The organism is Corynebacterium sp. LK33, assembly GCF_014334955.1.
Taxonomy (GTDB): Bacteria; Actinomycetota; Actinomycetes; order Mycobacteriales; family Mycobacteriaceae; genus Corynebacterium; species Corynebacterium jeikeium_D.
Genome location: NZ_PDGU01000011.1, coordinates 227,281 through 243,465, shown reverse-complemented (window position 1 = coordinate 243,465; position 16,185 = coordinate 227,281). Strand labels below are relative to the sequence as shown.

Sequence of the window (16,185 nt, the reverse complement as noted above, 5' to 3'; positions counted from 1 at the left end):
GAATCTTTTGAATGCCTGCCCACCCTTAATAACCTAATCGCTGCACCAGCACCGGAAGGCGTACCGCCATTCCGGCGCGCCGAGCCGTAGTCATCAGCGCTATGGCTCACCTATCGATGCAATACTCACTCATCGATGCGCTCCAGTGTGTCCATAAGTGAATAGCGCATCGATATGTGAGAAGGGCAGAACCAGTAGCGTGCGCAACCTTAAGTACTGCTATTGCTTGTAGCTGACCAGGAAGTTGCCTAGGCGCTCGATAGCTTCCTTCAGGTCGCGTGCCCACGGCAGGGTGACAATCCGGAAGTGATCCGGCGTCGGGTAGTTGAAGCCAGAGCCGCCGACCATCAGGATCTTCTCTTCACGCAGGATGTCGAGCATCAGCTTCTCGTCATCGTGAATTTCGTAGACGTTCGGATCCAGCTTCGGGAATGCGTACATTGCTCCCATCGGCTTCACGCAGCTTACGCCCGGAATTGAGGTCAGTCCCTCGTAGGCGACATTGCGCTGCTCCAGCAGGCGACCGCCTGGCAAGATCAAGTCCTCGATGGACTGGTAGCCGCCAAGTGCCACCTGAATGCCGTGTTGAGCAGGGACATTCGGGCATAGACGGGTGCTGGCCAGCAAGTTGATGCCCTCGATAAAGCCCTCTGCGTGGCGCTTCGGGCCAGTCAGCACCATCCAGCCCGCGCGGTAGCCGGCCACACGGTAGGTCTTGGACAGGCCGTTGAAGGTGATACAGAGCAAATCCGGGGCCAAGGAGGCAGTGGAAATGTGCTCTGCATCGTCGTAGAGGATGCGGTCGTAGATTTCGTCGGAAAGCAGCAGGAGTGAGTGCTCACGAGCGATATCGACGATGGCTTCGAGCGTCTGGCGTGTGTAGACCGCGCCGGTCGGATTGTTCGGGTTGATGATGACAATCGCCTTCGTGCGATCCGTCACCTTCGAGCGAATGTCTTCGACATCCGGGGCCCAGTTATTCTCCTCATCGCACGTGTAGTGGACGGCCTTGCCGCCGGCGAGGGTGGTTGCTGCAGTCCAGAGCGGGTAATCCGGAGCTGGAATGAGGACCTCATCGCCCTCGTTGAGCAGCGCCTGCGTGGTGATGGAAATCAGCTCGGAGACGCCGTTGCCCAGCCAGACGTCGTTGACGTCGAAACGGGGGAAATCCGGGTCCATCTCATAGCGCGTGACGACGGCACGGCGTGCGGAGTAAATACCCTTGGACTCGGAGTAGCCCTGTGCGTGGGGGAGGGCGCGGACCATGTCCTGCACGATGGTGTCAGGTGCATCAAAGCCGAACTTTGCCGGATTGCCGGTGTTGAGCATCATGATGCGGTGGCCGTCGGCCTCCATCTGTTCGGCGAGAGTAGTCACCGGACCGCGAATGTCGTAGAGGACGTTCTGCAGCTTGGAGGATTGGTCCAGTGTCTCCAGTGGAGTGCGGCGAGGTGCCCTGATGTTTCCACGACGGGCGGCAACACGGGCAGCACGGGACTGCTCGGCCTGAGCGGCCTGCGCAGCCTGAGCGTCCTGCGTTGTCTCGTTGGTGGTTTCGGTGCCCTGGGAAGTGTCTTTACTGGAACTCACCTGTCTAAGCATGCCACTTTTTTGCTCCCGCACCATGCTTTTCTCACAGCGGGGGCAGATTAATTGCACATTGATTGCGCAAAAGCGTCCTGCATGAGGATGCAGGACGCTTTCTGGGGTTCTGAGTGCTGGGGTTTCGGCTGTTAGTTACTGCTTAACTGCGGAGCCGTCGATCTGCAGGGAGATCTCGTTTCCAATCAGGATGCCGCCAGTCTTAATCGGTGCGTTGTACTCAATACCGAAGTCGGTGCGGTCAATCTTGGCAGCTGCCTCGAAGCCAACGCGAGTCTGGCCCCACGGGTCCTCAGCGGAGCCGAAAATGTCGACATCCAGGGTGACCGGCTTGGTAACGCCATTCATGGTCAGGTCGCCGGTAACGGTGGCCTTCTCCTCGCTCTGGAGCTCAATGGAGGTGGAGACGAACTCGAGGGTCGGATTCTCGTCGGTGCCGAAGAAATCCTTCGAGCGCAGGTGGTTGTCGCGCTCTTCATTGTTGGTGTTGATGGAATTCGCCTGAATGGTTGCCTTGACCGTGGATGCCTCCGGCTTGTCAGCGTCGAAGGTAATAGCGGTCTCGAACTCGTCGAACTGGCCGTGAACCTTAGTAATCATTGCGTGGCGAACGTTGAAGCCAACGGTGGAGTGCTGAGTATCAAGAACGTAGTTGCCAGACTGAAGAGCCATGGTGAATCTCCTAAAAGTTAAAAAGTGTTTCGAATCTTTCGAAGTATTTTTGTCCGCCGGAACCAACTTCCGGTGTTGACATGTCAACTATAACCAGGGCTGTGGTGATGTGTCAACAAATTTCTAGGAAAATGCCGGATAATTTTTAGTAACGCACGTCCGGCCGGGCGATTGGGGCAGGGTTTTGTCATGGCTGGGCGAGGCTCCTTTGGTTGGAGGCGGTTCATATGGAGTCGTTTTAAGTGCTTATGCCCAGCATAACAGGCGTTGACATGTCAACAACCGCTATTTAGGATTGAGAATTATGCAATTCGGAATTTTTACAATTGGCGACGTCACAAAAGATCCTACGACCGGACAAATCCCTACTGAACATGAGCGAATTAAGGCAACTGTCGCCCTAGCGAAGAAGGCCGAAGAGGTCGGCCTCGATGTATTTGCTACTGGCCAGCACCACAATCCACCGTTTGTGGCACCGGCGAATCCGCCGATTTTATTAGCCAACCTCACAGCACAGACCGAAAATCTGATTCTGTCGACTTCGACAACGCTGATTACCACCACCGACCCCGTGCGCATCGCCGAGGATTACGCCTACCTCCAGCACCTTTCCGAAGGTCGCATTGATCTCATGATGGGCCGCGGCAACACCGGGCCGGTTTATCCGTGGTTTGGCAAGGATATTCGCAAGGGAATTCCGCTGGCCATCGAGAACTATCACCTGCTGCGCACTCTTTGGCGTGAGGAGAATGTGGATTGGCAAGGTCAATTCCGCACTCCGCTGCAGTCCTTTACGTCCACACCGCGCCCGCTCGACGGTGTAGCACCTTTCGTGTGGCACGGCTCAATCCGCTCCACTGAGATTGCTGAGCAGGCCGCCTTCTATGGGGACGGCTTCTTCCATAACCACATTTTCTGGAATATCGAGCACACCACAGCCATGGTCAATCTCTACCGCCAGCGCTTTGAGCACTACGGTCATGGTGCTGCTGATCAGGCAATCGTCGGGCTTGGCGGTCAGGTCTTCGCCGCTGAGACGGAGAAGAAGGCCAAGGAGATTTTCCGCCCATACTTCGACAATGCCCCGGTCTATGGACATGGGCCATCTCTGGAAGAATTCGAGAACATCACTCCACTGACCGTCGGCACGCCTGAGCAAATTATCGAACGTTACCTGGGCTATGCAGATGCCGTTGGCGACTACCAGCGACAGCTCTTCCTCATCGACCACGCCGGCCTGCCGCTGGAAATGGCGTTGGAGCAGGTTGAAATCCTGGGAACCGAAATCGTTCCGGTCCTGCGTGAAGAGTTTGAGCGCCGCCGCCCGGCGCACGTGCCTTCCGACCCGCCGACGCATGCCTCGCTGGTTGCCGAAGGCGTAGATTCCCCGCACCTTCTCGTCCGCCCGGCTGAAAGGAATCAGCAGTGAAAAAGCTCGTCGTCGTAAGTGCTGGTGTTTCCGATCCATCAACCACGCGCATCCTTGCCGACCGCATCGCGGAGGCCGTCGAGGCGCAGGTCTCCAAGCGTGGCGAGGGGCTCCAAATTGAGTACGTCGAGCTGCGCGAACTCGCTGTCAGCCTCGGCACTGTGATGTCCACAGGGCTTTACGACGAAAAATTGCGCGCCGCCCTCGAGACTGTCAGCGGTGCTGATGGATTGATTGCCGCGACCCCGGTGTTCGCAGCGTCTTACTCGGGGTTGTTCAAGATGTTTTTCGACGCCCTGGATAAGGATGCGCTGACTTCTATGCCGGTCATTATTGCTGCGACGGCTGGCACAGCACGACATTCGTTGGTGCTGGAGTATGCGATGCGTCCGCTGTTTAGCTACCTGCGCGGCACGGTTATGCCGACTGCTGTATTTGCAGCCACTGAGGACTTTGGTGCTGGCGATGGTGCCGGAAATGGCGCCGGCGGAGTGTCCGGCGCGGAGATGAATAATCGCGTGGTGCGTGCAGCTCGTGAGCTTGCCGAGTACCTTGTCGGTGTTCGCTCGGCCGTAGTCGGTTTTGGTCCAGATTTTGGGAACGAAGCTGAAGAAAAGGGTGCGGCGCATTCAGCGGGCGGGGTCAACGAGAGGAGTCAGGGTGTCAGCGAGCCGAACCATCGACGCAGTACAAACACGCGGGTGGATACTAACGTCACGGATTTTGCCACACTGCTAGAGGGGCTCGACGGCACCGCGAAGTAGCCGCGCTCACGTGAAGGGGCGGCAGAGGAGGGGTAGGGGGTCAGCGCTCTTTAGCGGCACCACGGGAGGTTGTAGTAGTCGCAAGAGAAGGTATCGGAAAGAGCGTATTCCTTAACCTGCAGGTCGTCGCTGCTGGTCGTAGCTGTCGGTGCTGCGGTAGCGGTCGGGGCGCCGGTCAGCGCGCTCAGGGAAAGTGCTGCGGATGCAATGGTGGTAGCAAGAACGGAAGTGCGTCGAAACATTAGGTAGTACTCCGAAAGATATCTGCCTCGGCAAAGTGTCAGGGCTTTGTGGACTGCCGGACTTCGCCAGTGATTAATAAAGAAATCATAACTATTTAATCAAGAGTGTGAAGTGTGGAGGTCTCTCTACCCGCCCGCGCCTGGGGGTGGCCATTCGGCTACTCTCTGGTGTCTTTATGTAGGTGGGCTAGTGGCCGAAATGTTGATTGTCTAGTACCAAGTGGCCGACCGAGGCATTTTTGAATTGGTTCAAAAGGCGTAGTTCTAATGCGTTTAAATTGATCGTCGAAATCTTATTGTTGCGCCCATAATTGCTGGTCAAGGTCAATTAGATGTCGTATTTTCGCGTGGCAGAAATCGGTGGGATTCCATTTTTGCTATGTGGATAATCGCTGCGGCCGTCGTAAAGCCAGTCGAAAATTTTCCATTACAAAACGCTGAATTTCGACTTACCTTTGCAGGTGTCAGTTCAAGTATTTCCTTACGAGTTGCTCGTCACATCCTGAAAGGATTTCGCCGTGAAGAAGACCCTGCTCTCCGGCTCCATTGCAGCCCTGGTTACCATGTCCTCGCTGGCTGTCGCCCCGGTGGCCGAAGCTGCCCCAGCCCCTACCCCGGGCACCGTCGGTGGCACCTGCTCCGTTGAAGGCCAGTCCGGCCAGTCCCTGAAGATCACCGGCTCGAAGTTCGAGGTCGAAGGTACTGCGACTGTCGCTAACTACGGCGACACCGACCTGCCGCTGACCCAGACCCTGAAGGAGGGCAAGACCAAGTCCTGGAATGTCGGCGGTTCGGTCGACTTCGACCTGCTCAAGCTCTTCCATGTCACCTTTAGCGCCGGCTACCAGTCCACTCAGACCTGGGAGGTTGGCCAGACCCTCGGCCCGTACCCAGTCAAGCCTGGCTACACCGGTGTTCTGGAGTATGGCTTCCTGAATCAGTCCTTCGAAGGTACTCACCTGACCTGTAAGGGCGGAAAGTGGATTGACGCGGGTCGTCCGTACTGGGGCACCATCCCGAAGGAGCGTCACATTCGCGTTTCCATGCGCGCCAACGAAGCTGATCGCTCCGTCGACGGTGCTGCTCCGCAGGTCAAGGAGTACGCCGTCTAAGACGGGCTGAGCCTCTTTAAGACCTCGAAGCAGAAGGAAGTTTCTCCATGTTGAGCCTGAAAAAGAAGGCCCTGGCCTGCGCGGTGATGGGTGCAAGTCTTCTTGCACCAGGCATCGTTGGACAGGCCGCGGCGACCCCGCTGACCCAGACCCCTGACCAAGATGAGCACCACACCGGTTTCACCAACACGGATAAGTGTGACCCGGTCAAGGATGCCAAGCGTCACCCCTGGGAACAGTGGATTACCGACGAATGGGACCGCTACAACGGCACTAACTCATTCACCAACCGCACCGACCGCCCGATTCAGTACACCCTCGAGGTGACAGAGGGAGTCAACGAGTCCGTAAAGGCCATGAGCTCCGGAAATATGTGGGACGTGTTCCTCCACGGGGTGAAGAACAAGTACGGCATCGTCGAGGTCAGTCAGTGGTCGGTTGGCGACAAGCTGGGCCCGGTGACCGTCAACCCCGGTGAGACCGTTCGCGCAGACTACGGCGTGCACATGAAGTCCTTCATTGGCCGTGTTCGCACCTGTGACCAGAAGACCGGCCTGTGGCGCGGTGAGCCCTACTTCGGTGAGTACAACGGCAAGGGGCCGTCGACTCGCTTCGTGGTCTGGCACAAGACCACCAAGGAGGGCGAGCACCGTCAGCAGTGGGCGCCTGTCAGCGGTAACTCCGGTGACGGCGGCCCGGCATCCGCCACGATTAACGACTAGGAGCAGTTATGAAAAAGCGTGTTGTCGCCATGTGCTTGACGACGGTCTTTGCGCTCGGACTCGGTGCTCCGACAGCGGTGGCCGCCCCGAATCCAGGAGCCGGTGAACCGTTCGCGCCGGAGGAGTGGGTACCAGTGCCCAAGCCGGCGGCAGTTGACCGCGGTCCGGCACCGGGAACCACTTGTGAAGCTCCGGGTTCGGTGGCTGAGTTCGTGGAAATCACCGGCTCTCGCTACGACGTTGAGGGCGTTGTCTCTACGAAGAATGACATCGGTGATGAGCCGATTCCGCTGACGCAGACCATCAAGGAGTCCAAGACCAAGAAGTGGTGGACCAATATCTCTGTCAGTGTGAAGGTCAGCAAGGAGCTCAACCGCAAGTACTCCTGGGAATACTCCCGAGAGATGGTTTGGAGCCTCGGGCAGAAGATCGGACCATACGAAGTGCGCAAGGGTGAAACTGGTCGTCTGAGCTGGGGATTCCTGGTTGACGAGTTCGCCGGACAGACAGTTCGCTGCAACGCCAACTCGAAGACGTGGGAGCCAATTGGGCGCAGCTACTTCGGTGTGGCTCCGCGCGAGCGACATGTCGAGGTGACCATCCAGTAGTTACACAGTTCTCTCTCCACACTCAGCACGGGTAAAAGGGGCATATTCGCGAAAGTGAATATGCCCCTTTTTGCTATCTATCTCGGGCCTGCAAAGGCTCAATTCAGAGCCGCTAACCGGCCAAATCTCAGAGCCCCTGGTTATTCTGCAGCGGCGGATGCCGGCGGATGGAAGCCTGCGTCTATTGCTTTCAGCGCCAGGTCCAGGCGAGAGGTAGCTCCAAACTTATTGAACATGCTGGAGAGGTGCTTCTTGATAGTGCCCGGCGACTTGCCGAGTTCCTTGGCGATGTCGTGGTTTGACTTACCGCGGCAGATTAGGCCGAGAACCTCTCGCTCGGCTTGAGTGATCTTGTACGAGGAAATGTTGCGGGACGGCAGAGTTTTAATCAGCCGAGTCGCAGAAATCGGCGAGATGACGGTGCCACCCTGGAAGACATCTTCAACTGTGCCAATGACAGATTCCGGGCGGGCAGTTTTGAGAATGTAGCCATTTCCGCCGAGACTCAAGATTTTCAGCATTGTTTCATCGGTATCAAATGAGGTGATAGCGATGAATTTCGGTGGATTCTCCACCTTCTTAATGCGCTCAAGTAGCTCAACGCCGTCCATGTTGGGCATATGAATATCGGTCAAAACTACGTCAACGCCACCACGGGCAATAATGTTGAGAGCCTCGTGGCCATCGCTGGCTTCATCGACCACGGTGATATGCGGTGCCTTCTTGAAATAGGTTCGCAGCGTCGAGAGTACGAGTGGGTCGTCGTCGACAATGAGAACCTTAATGTCAGACATCCGCGAACCTTTCATAGAAGTTATAAAAACCGAACAATATCTGTCATCGTGTGATATTACTACGCTAACCAGGACTTTTCGAGAGATATCTTCGTCACAGGCGGCTACTACATCAATCTTACGCTAGCGTAACCTACTGGTTGGTAGGTGGCATGTGGAGTTTGCAATTCCACACATTTCCTTCTCGTTCTGACGTGATGGAACCGTCCCACGGTCGCACTCGCCGATGCAGTGAGGAAAGCCCCAAACCGCTCGAGAGCATCGCCCGCGGCAGAAAATGCGGTAGCGCCTTCGATACCTGATTGCTGATGTCGAGCGTGAAGCCATCTTCCTCGTTGCTCAGCGCCAGAATGTGAACGTTCGTTTGCGGTTCGCCGTACTTCTGAATGTTCGTGCAGAACTCCGACAGCGCCGGCGAGATAACCTCTGAAATCTGCGTCAAAGAGGGCTCGGTTTCGATCCTCGTGGCCAGCGAAACGTTAAACCCAGCTTCCTGTAGTTCATCTTTGGCCTGTTGGAGCACCTTGTTCATGCTGGGAACTCGCTCATCCTGGCCGATAGCGGAGGTCAAAGAACTCTCGTCGTCAGCGGATTTCAGCAATGAAAGCAACTGGCGAAGCTGTAGCAGGCCTTCTCGGGAGGTCTCTGCGATGTCCTCCAGGGATTCTTCAAGTTTTTCATCGGTCCCTTCTCGCTCGATGGCGAGCGCCTGCGCCAGCATGGTTACGCGAGTAAAGGACTTGGCGGTGGAGTCGTGCAGTACGGTCGCCAACTCAAGGCGTTGTTCTTCCAGAGCGCGGTTAGATTCAATCGTTGCCCGCCGGCGTTGCTCTTTGTAGCGGCTGCGCATCATGCCGATGGCGTAGGCAATTACAAAAAGCAGTGTTGTCACAAAGGTTGCGACATGGTCGCGTGCGAAAGTACTTGTGTTTACGTCGTAGTTTGAAATCACCAACAAGAGCAACGCAGTGATTCTCGCCGGCATCTTGTTGTTGTTAGCACGCATCACTTCCACGATGAGAAGCGCACAGAAAATCTGCATTGGAGCTTGCTCTGTTGGGAGGAAGGTCAACGCCAAGAAATTCGCTGGGACAACCACCATGGCAAAGAGCGGCAAATACGTGGCCACTGCAACAAGAATGACCTGAAGGCCACCGATAATGGTCGGCAACAATAAATCAGAGTTGCTCTCGCGGAAAATTAGCGCATCGAGAGCCGTGAGGATCAGCGCAATGACCATCTCCACTGACCCCGGAGTCCTCAGAAAGTCTCTTATCTGTGACAGCGATTTCTTAATCACTACGCCAAGACCTCTTTCCACACCACAACGCGGTCATCTCTAACGGGATGCAGTAATCAATATATTGTCAGTGCGGTCGAGAGTGCCATTTGCATGATTAATGCCGTGGCGCAGGGACCGTCGTAAAGCACAAAAAATCCGCCCGGGAAGAATAACCTCTCGGGCGGATTCCTGTTTACTTAGCGAGCGCTACTTACGTCGCGCCGATCCTGGCAGCGGAACTCCGTGCTGGTTGCGCGGAAGGTTCTTAGCGCTTGCCGACGGCGCCTGCGTCTCCTCGGCTGGGGCCTCAGTGGCCTGCTCGGTGGAGGTGGCATCTTCCGCCGACTGCTGTTCGGTAACCTCTGGCTGCGCCGGAGCCTGCTCTGCCTCTGGCTGAGCAGGAGCCTCCTGAGCTTCGGTTTCCTCTGCTGCCGGGGCAGGGGTGCTGGCGACTGGCTTGGCCTTGCGTGCGCCCCCCGGGATTGGAGCGCCCTTGCGTGCGCCGCCCGGAACCGGAGCACCGGATGCGGTCTTCGGCTGCTCAGCTGCTGGCTGGTCAGCTGCTGGCTGCTCGGACTCGGTGGCCGCTACTTCAGCAGCGGTGTCCTCGGCGGGAGCGGTTTCCTCGGCCTTCGGCTTGGCGGCCGGGGCTGCCTTCTTAGCACCACCTGGAACCGGGGCACCCTTGCGTGCGCCACCCGGAATCGGAGCGCCCTTGGTTGCCTTCGGAGCCTCAGCCGGAGCTTCGGTTTCTGCAGCTGCTGGCTCTGCCTGCGCGGCCGGCTTAGCGGCCTTGGCGCCGCCCGGAACTGGAGCGCCCTTCTTAGCGCCACCTGGAACCGGTGCGCCGGCCTTTGCTCCGCCTGGCTTCGGAGCGCCGCCCGGAGCTGGAGCACCCTTCTTGGCACCGCCTGGGGTCGGGGCGCCGCCCTTTGCACCACCTGGAACCGGGGCGCCGGCCTTGGCGCCGCCTGGCTTCGGAGCGCCACCCGGAGCAGGAGCACCCTTCTTGGCGCCACCCGGAGTTGGTGCACCGGCCTTGGCACCGCCTGGCTTTGGAGCACCACCCGGAGTCGGAGCGCCCTTCTTGGCACCACCTGGGGTCGGTGCGCCGCCCTTGGCACCACCCGGCTTCGGAGCACCACCCGGAGTCGGAGCGCCACCCTTGGCGGCAGCGCCTGCAGCAGCACCAGCAGCTGCGGCACCAGCGCCGGCAGCGGAAGCCTTCTCTGCCTTCTTCTTCTCGGCAGCCTCAGCCTTCTTGCGCTTAGCTTCCTCTTCCTCGAGGCGCTGACGCTCTTCCTCTTCAGCCTTCTTCGGATCGACCCAGCCACGCTCCGGCTGCTCAATCCACTCCGGTTCGCGTGCCTGCGGCAGCTCGCCGTCGACCTTCACGGAGTCGCGGAGCATCTGGGCGATGTCCAGGACCTCCGGCTTCTTCTCGTCGTCCTCGATGACGTTGTTGACGCCATCGTTCATCATCGTCTTACAGAACGGGCAGCCGATGGCAATTGCCTCAGCGCCGGTTCCGACAGCCTCTTCGGTGCGGTTTACGTTGATGCGCTGACCGATGGTCTCTTCCATCCACATGCGAGCGCCACCAGCACCACAGCAGAAGCCGGTGTTCTTATTACGTGGCATTTCGACGAGGTTGGCGCCGGACGCGCCAATCAGCTCACGCGGAGCTTCGAATACCTTGTTGTGGCGGCCCAGGAAGCATGGGTCGTGGTAGGTGACCTGGCGGCCCTGACCCGAAGCAACCGGCTGCAGGCGGTTAGCACGAACCAGCTTGTTCAGCAGCTGGGTGTGGTGGACAACTTCGTACTGTCCGCCCAGCTCCGGGTACTCGTTCTTGAAGGTGTTGAAGCAGTGCGCACAGGTGACGACAATCTTGCGCTGCTTCGGCGGCACACCGTCGAAGACCTCGTCGAGCTGCTCGATGTTCTGCTCAGCCAACATCTGGAAGAGGAATTCGTTACCAGCACGGCGAGCGGAGTCGCCAGTACAACCCTCGGCCTGGGAGAGCACAGCGTACTTCACACCTGCGGTGTAAAGCATCTCTGCAACAGCCTTGGTGGTCTTCTTCGCATTGTCGTCGTAAGCACCGGCACAACCGACCCAGAACAGGTACTCGGTATCGTCGAAGCTCTCGACATCCTCGCCCCAAATCGGGACAACGACGCCTTCCTTGCGGACCTCATTGATCCAGTCGGCACGAGTGGAAGCGTTCTGGCCCCACGGGTTGCCCTTGGTCTCAAGGTTCTTGAACAGGCCAGCCAGCTCGGTCGGGAAGTCCGACTCCACCAGAACCTGGTAACGACGCATATCAACGATGTGGTCGATGTGCTCAATGTCAACCGGGCACTGCTCAACACAGGCACCACAGTTGGTGCAGGACCACAGAACGTCCTGGTCGATGATGCCCTCGTCGCCGTCGCCAACCAGCGGCTTGGTCAGGAGTGCTGCGCCAGCGCCTTCGCCCTCGCGAGCGGTTTCGATGGTCTCGCCAGCCATCAGGTACGGGGCAGAAGCGTAAGCGTGGTCACGCAGCTGGTTAACCAGCAGCTTCGGGGACAGCGGCTTGGAAGTGTTCCAGGCCGGGCACTGCTCCTGGCAGCGACCACACTCGGTACAAGAGGTAAAGTCCAGCAGAGCCTTCCAGGAGTGGTCGGTGACCACGCCAGTGCCCATGGAGTCAACCTCCGGGTCAGCCTCTTCCAGGTTCAGGATCTCGCCGTTAGAGGTCATCGGCTTAGCCCCAGCGAGGGCGTTGTAGCCATCAGCGTTGCGCTTGAGCAGGATGTTGGCGAACGCCAGGAAGCGGTGCCATGCGACACCCCAAGTGAGGTTGCGGCCAACAACGAAGAGCCAGACCATACCGGACAGCAGCTTAATCAGCGCGAAGATGGACACCATGACTTCGGAGGCCGGCAGAATCTGTGCGATACCACCGGTGACGAAGTTCGCCCAGGTCCAGACCTCGGCGCCAGTGTGACCGTGGTCGCCGTAGGTAGCCAGCTTGGCAGCCTTGACGAACATCATGCCCAGGCCCTCGATGAGGACGACGGCCTCAACGAAGTAGGCAGCCTTGGCGTTGGATCCGTAGAAGCGGCTCAGACGCTCCTTGCCCAGGTTGGTCTGGCGGACGAGAATCAGTGCCAGGATGCCCAGGGTGGTGCCCAGGCCGAGCAGTTCGTCGATGAAGTGCCAGGCGGTCAGATTCCTGAGGATTGGCCAACCACCGGCTGGCCAGAAGGTCTGAATGTACGCCTCGAACCACACTAGGGAACCGAGGAGGAAGCCCACCATGACGAACCAGTGAGCCACAGCAACGCCGGGCTTCTTGGCCATCTTGGTGTGACCGACGATCTCTCGGATCATGGTCCAAATACGGGTTCCCCATTCACCGGTGTGACCGTACGTCTTTTGGCCCACCATGATGGTCTTCACCATATGGGTGAATCCCTTAATAAAGATGAACCAGCAGGGCAGGGACAACAGGACGCCAATAACGCCGACTGCGACGGTGAATCCGGTAGATTCCGGAATCGCCGTGTCAGCCGTCGCCGCGGCGAGGTTGAGCACGCTCATAATGTTCCTTCTAGGCTGGCTCAGCCAGGGTGATGGCTGAGTGAAAATAGTTCTCTTGTGAGTTCTATCACGAGCCGCGGACGCTTACCTAACTAATGTGCAAAATAGTGCTGAATTCATCGATACACGGTGTAACCAGCGATTATTTGACGAATTACGCAAAAAAATCGTTGTTTTATTCGAGAGGGTTTCGACGGGTTTTAACGCCTTCGCTTAACGACGGCGCGCGACACTTTCGTCGTCACGCTTTTATGGGCGGAAGTGGCGGCGGCGTTGCGTGTATGTAGTTGTCGAGTGTTGCCGATTCGATGTTTTGCGGACGCATTGCGGGGGTGGCGCTGGAGCGTCGGGACGGGGCTGTGTCGCGAGACGGAGAGGGTGCTCGGTGGTGTGTTGGCCTTCGAAAATTGACTGAAGCAGACATGCATTCACATGCGTTACATTCTTAACATTAATAACAATAGTGACTTCTGTACCTGTGTTTTGGTGGATAATTTGCTATCGGACCCCGGGATTTGCTGGCAGTTAACGAAAAAGTCATTAAATGTAACTCACTTTTATGAATCCCAAGTGGATTTAAAAGCCTCTATGTCCGCAATTTACCTGGTAGGCGGCGTGCTATTTTGGTGGCGAAGAGAGTGCCTGGCCACCCCCGCGTAATTCTTATGTAGGCGCCATTTTGTGTAGCGCCTAGTATTAGCAGCGTGATACTGCGGATTTATCCGCCTGATTCTAAATGGCATGTGGGGTATGGATTTCTCCGTGCCACTTTTTCTTGAGAGGGACTTTAATGGCGCGATCTTTCCGTGCAATCGCTATGGCTGGAGCATGCCTTATTCTTACTGCGAGTGCGGTCTTTGGCTCGGGCGCAGTGGCAAACGCCAATCCGGTCAGTGCGGTCGCAATCAAGGCGTTCAATAGCTCGCTTGTGACTCCAGTGGTGGTGTCCCCGGTCGGACGTGCAGCTGCGGAGACTGCGCTACTTGATCCTCAGGTGCCGATTATTGTGCTCGGAGCCCGTCTCAATCCCGACTGCAGTGCTCCTGCTGTTTTGACGTCCCGATTGGAAACTGCACGTTCGCTGGCGCTGCGTCATCCGCTTAACCCGGTCGTCGTCACGGGTGGTCGTACTCAGCCGGGCTGTCAGACTGAGGCTGAGTACATGCGTGATGCCCTTGCGTCCATGGGCGTATGGAAGCAGCGAATCACGATGGAAACAAACTCGGACTCCACTGTTGAAAATGCGGCTGGCACTGCATACCTTGCGGAATCGGGAACCAGCGGCGTTCGTGCCGCTGTCATTGTGACTTCTCCAACGCACACACCACGCGCACGCGACACCTATTCTGCTGCCGACGACTCTGCTCTGTGGCTGGCTGTCCCGTCGACTGTGAACTAGCAGTTTCTAGGAATTGGTGAAGTTTGCCTCGCGCTTTTCAGTGAAAGCGGCCATGCCTTCCTTCTGGTCATTGGAGGAGAACAGGGAGTGGAAGGTGCGACGCTCAAAGAGCAGTCCCTGCGACAGCGTCATTTCGTAGGCCTGGTTGATCTGTTCCTTAATCTGGGTAGTGGCAACCAGCGACTTCGACGCAATGGTGTCGGCGACCTTCAGGGCCTCGTCGAGAAGCGCTTCCGGCTCGACGACGCGGGCGACCAGACCCGCGCATTCAGCTTCTTCGGCGCCCATCATGCGGCCGGTGAGGCACATCTCCATTGCCTTAGCCTTGCCGATTGCGCGGGTGAGACGCTGCGAGCCGCCCATACCCGGAGAGATGCCGAGGTTAACCTCAGGCTGACCGAACTTGGCTTTAGCGCCAGCGATGATGAAGTCCGCCATCATGGCGACCTCGCAGCCACCGCCCAGGGCGTAGCCGTTAACGGCGGCGATAACTGGAGTGCGGACGGAAGTCAGAACATCCCAACGTGCGAACCAATCGGAGATGTACATCTCGGTTCCGGACTTGTCCGCCATCTCCTTAATGTCCGCACCTGCGGCAAACGCCTTCTCGGAGCCGGTGATGATAATCGCGCCAATGCCTGCATCGCTGTCGAAAGCGGTGGCTGCTGCACCGATCTCTTCCATGGTCTTGTGATTGAGGGCGTTCAGCGCCTTCGGGCGGTTCAGGGTAATAATGCCGACGCGACCGCGGGTTTCGGTAAGGATGTTTTCGTAGGTGGTCATCAAATGCTCCTTCGTGATGGCTTAATTTTTGGTGAAAGCCGGATGCGTAGCCCAGCACTTCATAATCTGAAGAATTTGGCTGCGGATTGGAAAGTCTTTCCTGTGTGCGAGGGTACCTGGGGTGGCGGGTGTCGTCAGGCTGTTTGGGCTGATGGATGCCGTGTGGGGCGAGTTGGTGTCTTTTGGTGCTCGATGTGTCGGTAGTTATGTTGGCCAACTAGACAGCTTTGTCTATATACTTTGCCTTATGTCAAACGAGAACATCGCAAATACGCACGAACTATGGAACATTGCTCGCAAGCTTCGGGAAAACCACACCTATGTTGATTTGACGCACGCGTTTCACGCCGGTCAGCCGAAATTCCCGGCGCTTCCCGACGAACAGCGAACACGGCTTTTCACCGTTGCTGAGCATGGATTTGAAATCGACCAATACCAATTTGTTGGCCAGTGGGGTACGCATGTGGATCCGCCTGTGCATTTCGTCCAAGAGACGAGAACTCTTGACAATATTGGCGTCGAGCAGATGATTCTGCCTTTGGTCGTCCTAGATTTCACTACTGAAGTCGCTCGGGATAATGATTTCTCTCCTTCGATTGCTGATGTGGAAGCGTGGGAGGAGCGCAATGGCTCTATCCCGGACGGTGCGTTCGTCGCATTTCGCAGTGATTGGTCAAAGCGATGGCCTGACGCTGAGGCAATGGCCAATGCGGATGAAGAGGGCGTGACCCATTATCCAGGATGGAACGTTGAGGTTGTCGAATGGTTGATAGACAACCGTGGCATTGTGGCGATTGGGCATGAGACCACTGATACGGACCCTGGCATCGTGGCTCACGGTGGAAGCTTGCCGACGGAGCTCTATCTATTAGGGCGTGACCGCTGGCAGATTGAGCTGCTGGCAGGACTCGACCAGGTGCCAGAAACAGGGGCTCTCGTCGTTGCATCCTGGCCGAAGCCAAAGGATGGGACAGGCTTCCCGGCTAGAGTTTTTGCAGTTTTGCCAGCGTAGTCTCATCTATCTTTAGATTCTCAGATAAAACAGCTCTGCATGTGGTGAAATGCAGGCAGGGGCCAGCTCGGTAAACGGGTGGGCGGATAGGAAAGGAAAAACATCTGATGACCGATTAGAACCCGTCTGATTACAACAACGACAGCTACAACACTGGAAATCACAGCAGCAGC

The 16,185-nt window shown here is 57.3% G+C and carries 14 protein-coding genes; 7 read left to right on the top strand and 7 right to left on the bottom strand.

What is annotated here, in order from left to right; genetic code table 11:
- Positions 1-219: 219 nt before the first annotated feature.
- Complete coding sequence (locus CRD20_RS04410) at positions 220-1,602, bottom strand: pyridoxal phosphate-dependent aminotransferase (RefSeq protein WP_284857224.1); 1,383 nt, start codon at positions 1,600-1,602, stop codon at positions 220-222.
- 135 nt (positions 1,603-1,737) lie between these two features.
- Positions 1,738-2,274 carry a YceI family protein gene (locus tag CRD20_RS04405; protein WP_187404902.1) on the bottom strand — a complete coding sequence of 179 codons (537 nt, stop codon included), beginning with the start codon at positions 2,272-2,274 and terminating at the stop codon, positions 1,738-1,740.
- A gap of 304 nt (positions 2,275-2,578) precedes the next feature.
- Between CRD20_RS04405 and CRD20_RS04400 the strand changes: the two genes are divergently transcribed.
- Together CRD20_RS04400 and CRD20_RS04395 are read left to right on the top strand one after the other, a co-directional pair.
- Entirely contained in the window at positions 2,579-3,703 is a 1,125-nt protein-coding gene (locus CRD20_RS04400; RefSeq protein WP_187404901.1) for a CE1758 family FMN-dependent luciferase-like monooxygenase, read from the top strand.
- Complete coding sequence (locus CRD20_RS04395) at positions 3,700-4,467, top strand: FMN reductase (protein WP_187404900.1); 768 nt, start codon at positions 3,700-3,702, stop codon at positions 4,465-4,467. Before CRD20_RS04400 ends, CRD20_RS04395 begins: the two co-directional genes overlap by 4 nt.
- A gap of 50 nt (positions 4,468-4,517) precedes the next feature.
- Here CRD20_RS04395 and CRD20_RS04390 read toward each other — a convergent pair whose 3' ends face one another.
- Entirely contained in the window at positions 4,518-4,709 is a 192-nt protein-coding gene (locus CRD20_RS04390) for a hypothetical protein (protein ID WP_005511778.1), read from the bottom strand.
- A 518-nt stretch (positions 4,710-5,227) separates the two neighbouring features.
- On the opposite strand from CRD20_RS04390, the gene CRD20_RS04385 reads away from it, so the two are divergent.
- Genes CRD20_RS04385 through CRD20_RS04375 form a run of 3 tightly spaced genes read left to right on the top strand, consistent with a single transcriptional unit; the run spans position 5,228 to position 7,151 of the window.
- The gene (locus tag CRD20_RS04385) at positions 5,228-5,821 is read left to right on the top strand and encodes a hypothetical protein (protein ID WP_187404899.1); all 594 of its coding nucleotides are present in this window, start codon (positions 5,228-5,230) and stop codon (positions 5,819-5,821) included.
- Between the two features lie 47 nt (positions 5,822-5,868).
- Entirely contained in the window at positions 5,869-6,543 is a 675-nt protein-coding gene (locus tag CRD20_RS04380) for a hypothetical protein (RefSeq protein WP_005511744.1), read from the top strand.
- A gap of 8 nt (positions 6,544-6,551) precedes the next feature.
- Positions 6,552-7,151, top strand: coding sequence for a hypothetical protein (locus tag CRD20_RS04375; protein WP_005511781.1), 600 nt, complete (start codon positions 6,552-6,554; stop codon positions 7,149-7,151).
- Between the two features lie 140 nt (positions 7,152-7,291).
- Here the strand turns inward: CRD20_RS04375 and CRD20_RS04370 are convergent, their stop codons facing one another.
- From CRD20_RS04370 to CRD20_RS04360, 3 genes are all read right to left on the bottom strand, one after another.
- On the bottom strand, positions 7,292-7,945 hold the full coding sequence (locus tag CRD20_RS04370) for a response regulator transcription factor (RefSeq protein WP_016421571.1): 654 nt from the start codon (positions 7,943-7,945) through the stop codon (positions 7,292-7,294).
- A 133-nt stretch (positions 7,946-8,078) separates the two neighbouring features.
- Entirely contained in the window at positions 8,079-9,185 is a 1,107-nt protein-coding gene (locus tag CRD20_RS04365; RefSeq protein WP_222866199.1) for a histidine kinase, read from the bottom strand.
- Between the two features lie 249 nt (positions 9,186-9,434).
- Positions 9,435-12,818, bottom strand: coding sequence for a heterodisulfide reductase-related iron-sulfur binding cluster (locus CRD20_RS04360; protein ID WP_187404897.1), 3,384 nt, complete (start codon positions 12,816-12,818; stop codon positions 9,435-9,437).
- A 790-nt stretch (positions 12,819-13,608) separates the two neighbouring features.
- Between CRD20_RS04360 and CRD20_RS04355 the strand changes: the two genes are divergently transcribed.
- Positions 13,609-14,217, top strand: a complete 609-nt coding sequence (locus tag CRD20_RS04355) for a YdcF family protein (protein WP_187404896.1) — start codon at positions 13,609-13,611, stop codon at positions 14,215-14,217.
- A 6-nt stretch (positions 14,218-14,223) separates the two neighbouring features.
- Here the strand turns inward: CRD20_RS04355 and CRD20_RS04350 are convergent, their stop codons facing one another.
- Positions 14,224-15,000: an enoyl-CoA hydratase gene (locus tag CRD20_RS04350; RefSeq protein ID WP_038626800.1), complete on the bottom strand. Its 777-nt coding sequence runs from the start codon at positions 14,998-15,000 to the stop codon at positions 14,224-14,226.
- Positions 15,001-15,247: 247 nt separating this feature from the next.
- Between CRD20_RS04350 and CRD20_RS04345 the strand changes: the two genes are divergently transcribed.
- Positions 15,248-16,012: a cyclase family protein gene (locus CRD20_RS04345; protein WP_049181762.1), complete on the top strand. Its 765-nt coding sequence runs from the start codon at positions 15,248-15,250 to the stop codon at positions 16,010-16,012.
- Positions 16,013-16,185: the final 173 nt, after the last annotated feature.

Excerpts from the sequence above, each read along its gene's own strand:
- CRD20_RS04375 (WP_005511781.1), top strand. The coding sequence starts at position 6,552 with ATGAAAAAGCGTGTTGTCGCCATGTGCTTGACGACGGTCTTTGCGCTC.
- CRD20_RS04355 (WP_187404896.1), top strand. The coding sequence starts at position 13,609 with ATGGCGCGATCTTTCCGTGCAATCGCTATGGCTGGAGCATGCCTTATT.
- CRD20_RS04350 (WP_038626800.1), bottom strand. The coding sequence starts at position 15,000 with ATGACCACCTACGAAAACATCCTTACCGAAACCCGCGGTCGCGTCGGC.
- CRD20_RS04365 (WP_222866199.1), bottom strand. The coding sequence starts at position 9,185 with ATGGTCATTGCGCTGATCCTCACGGCTCTCGATGCGCTAATTTTCCGC.
- CRD20_RS04390 (WP_005511778.1), bottom strand. The coding sequence starts at position 4,709 with ATGTTTCGACGCACTTCCGTTCTTGCTACCACCATTGCATCCGCAGCA.
- CRD20_RS04410 (WP_284857224.1), bottom strand. The coding sequence starts at position 1,602 with ATGCTTAGACAGGTGAGTTCCAGTAAAGACACTTCCCAGGGCACCGAA.
- CRD20_RS04370 (WP_016421571.1), bottom strand. The coding sequence starts at position 7,945 with ATGTCTGACATTAAGGTTCTCATTGTCGACGACGACCCACTCGTACTC.
- CRD20_RS04400 (WP_187404901.1), top strand. The coding sequence starts at position 2,579 with ATGCAATTCGGAATTTTTACAATTGGCGACGTCACAAAAGATCCTACG.
- CRD20_RS04405 (WP_187404902.1), bottom strand. The coding sequence starts at position 2,274 with ATGGCTCTTCAGTCTGGCAACTACGTTCTTGATACTCAGCACTCCACC.
- CRD20_RS04380 (WP_005511744.1), top strand. The coding sequence starts at position 5,869 with ATGTTGAGCCTGAAAAAGAAGGCCCTGGCCTGCGCGGTGATGGGTGCA.
- CRD20_RS04360 (WP_187404897.1), bottom strand. The coding sequence starts at position 12,818 with ATGAGCGTGCTCAACCTCGCCGCGGCGACGGCTGACACGGCGATTCCG.
- CRD20_RS04345 (WP_049181762.1), top strand. The coding sequence starts at position 15,248 with ATGTCAAACGAGAACATCGCAAATACGCACGAACTATGGAACATTGCT.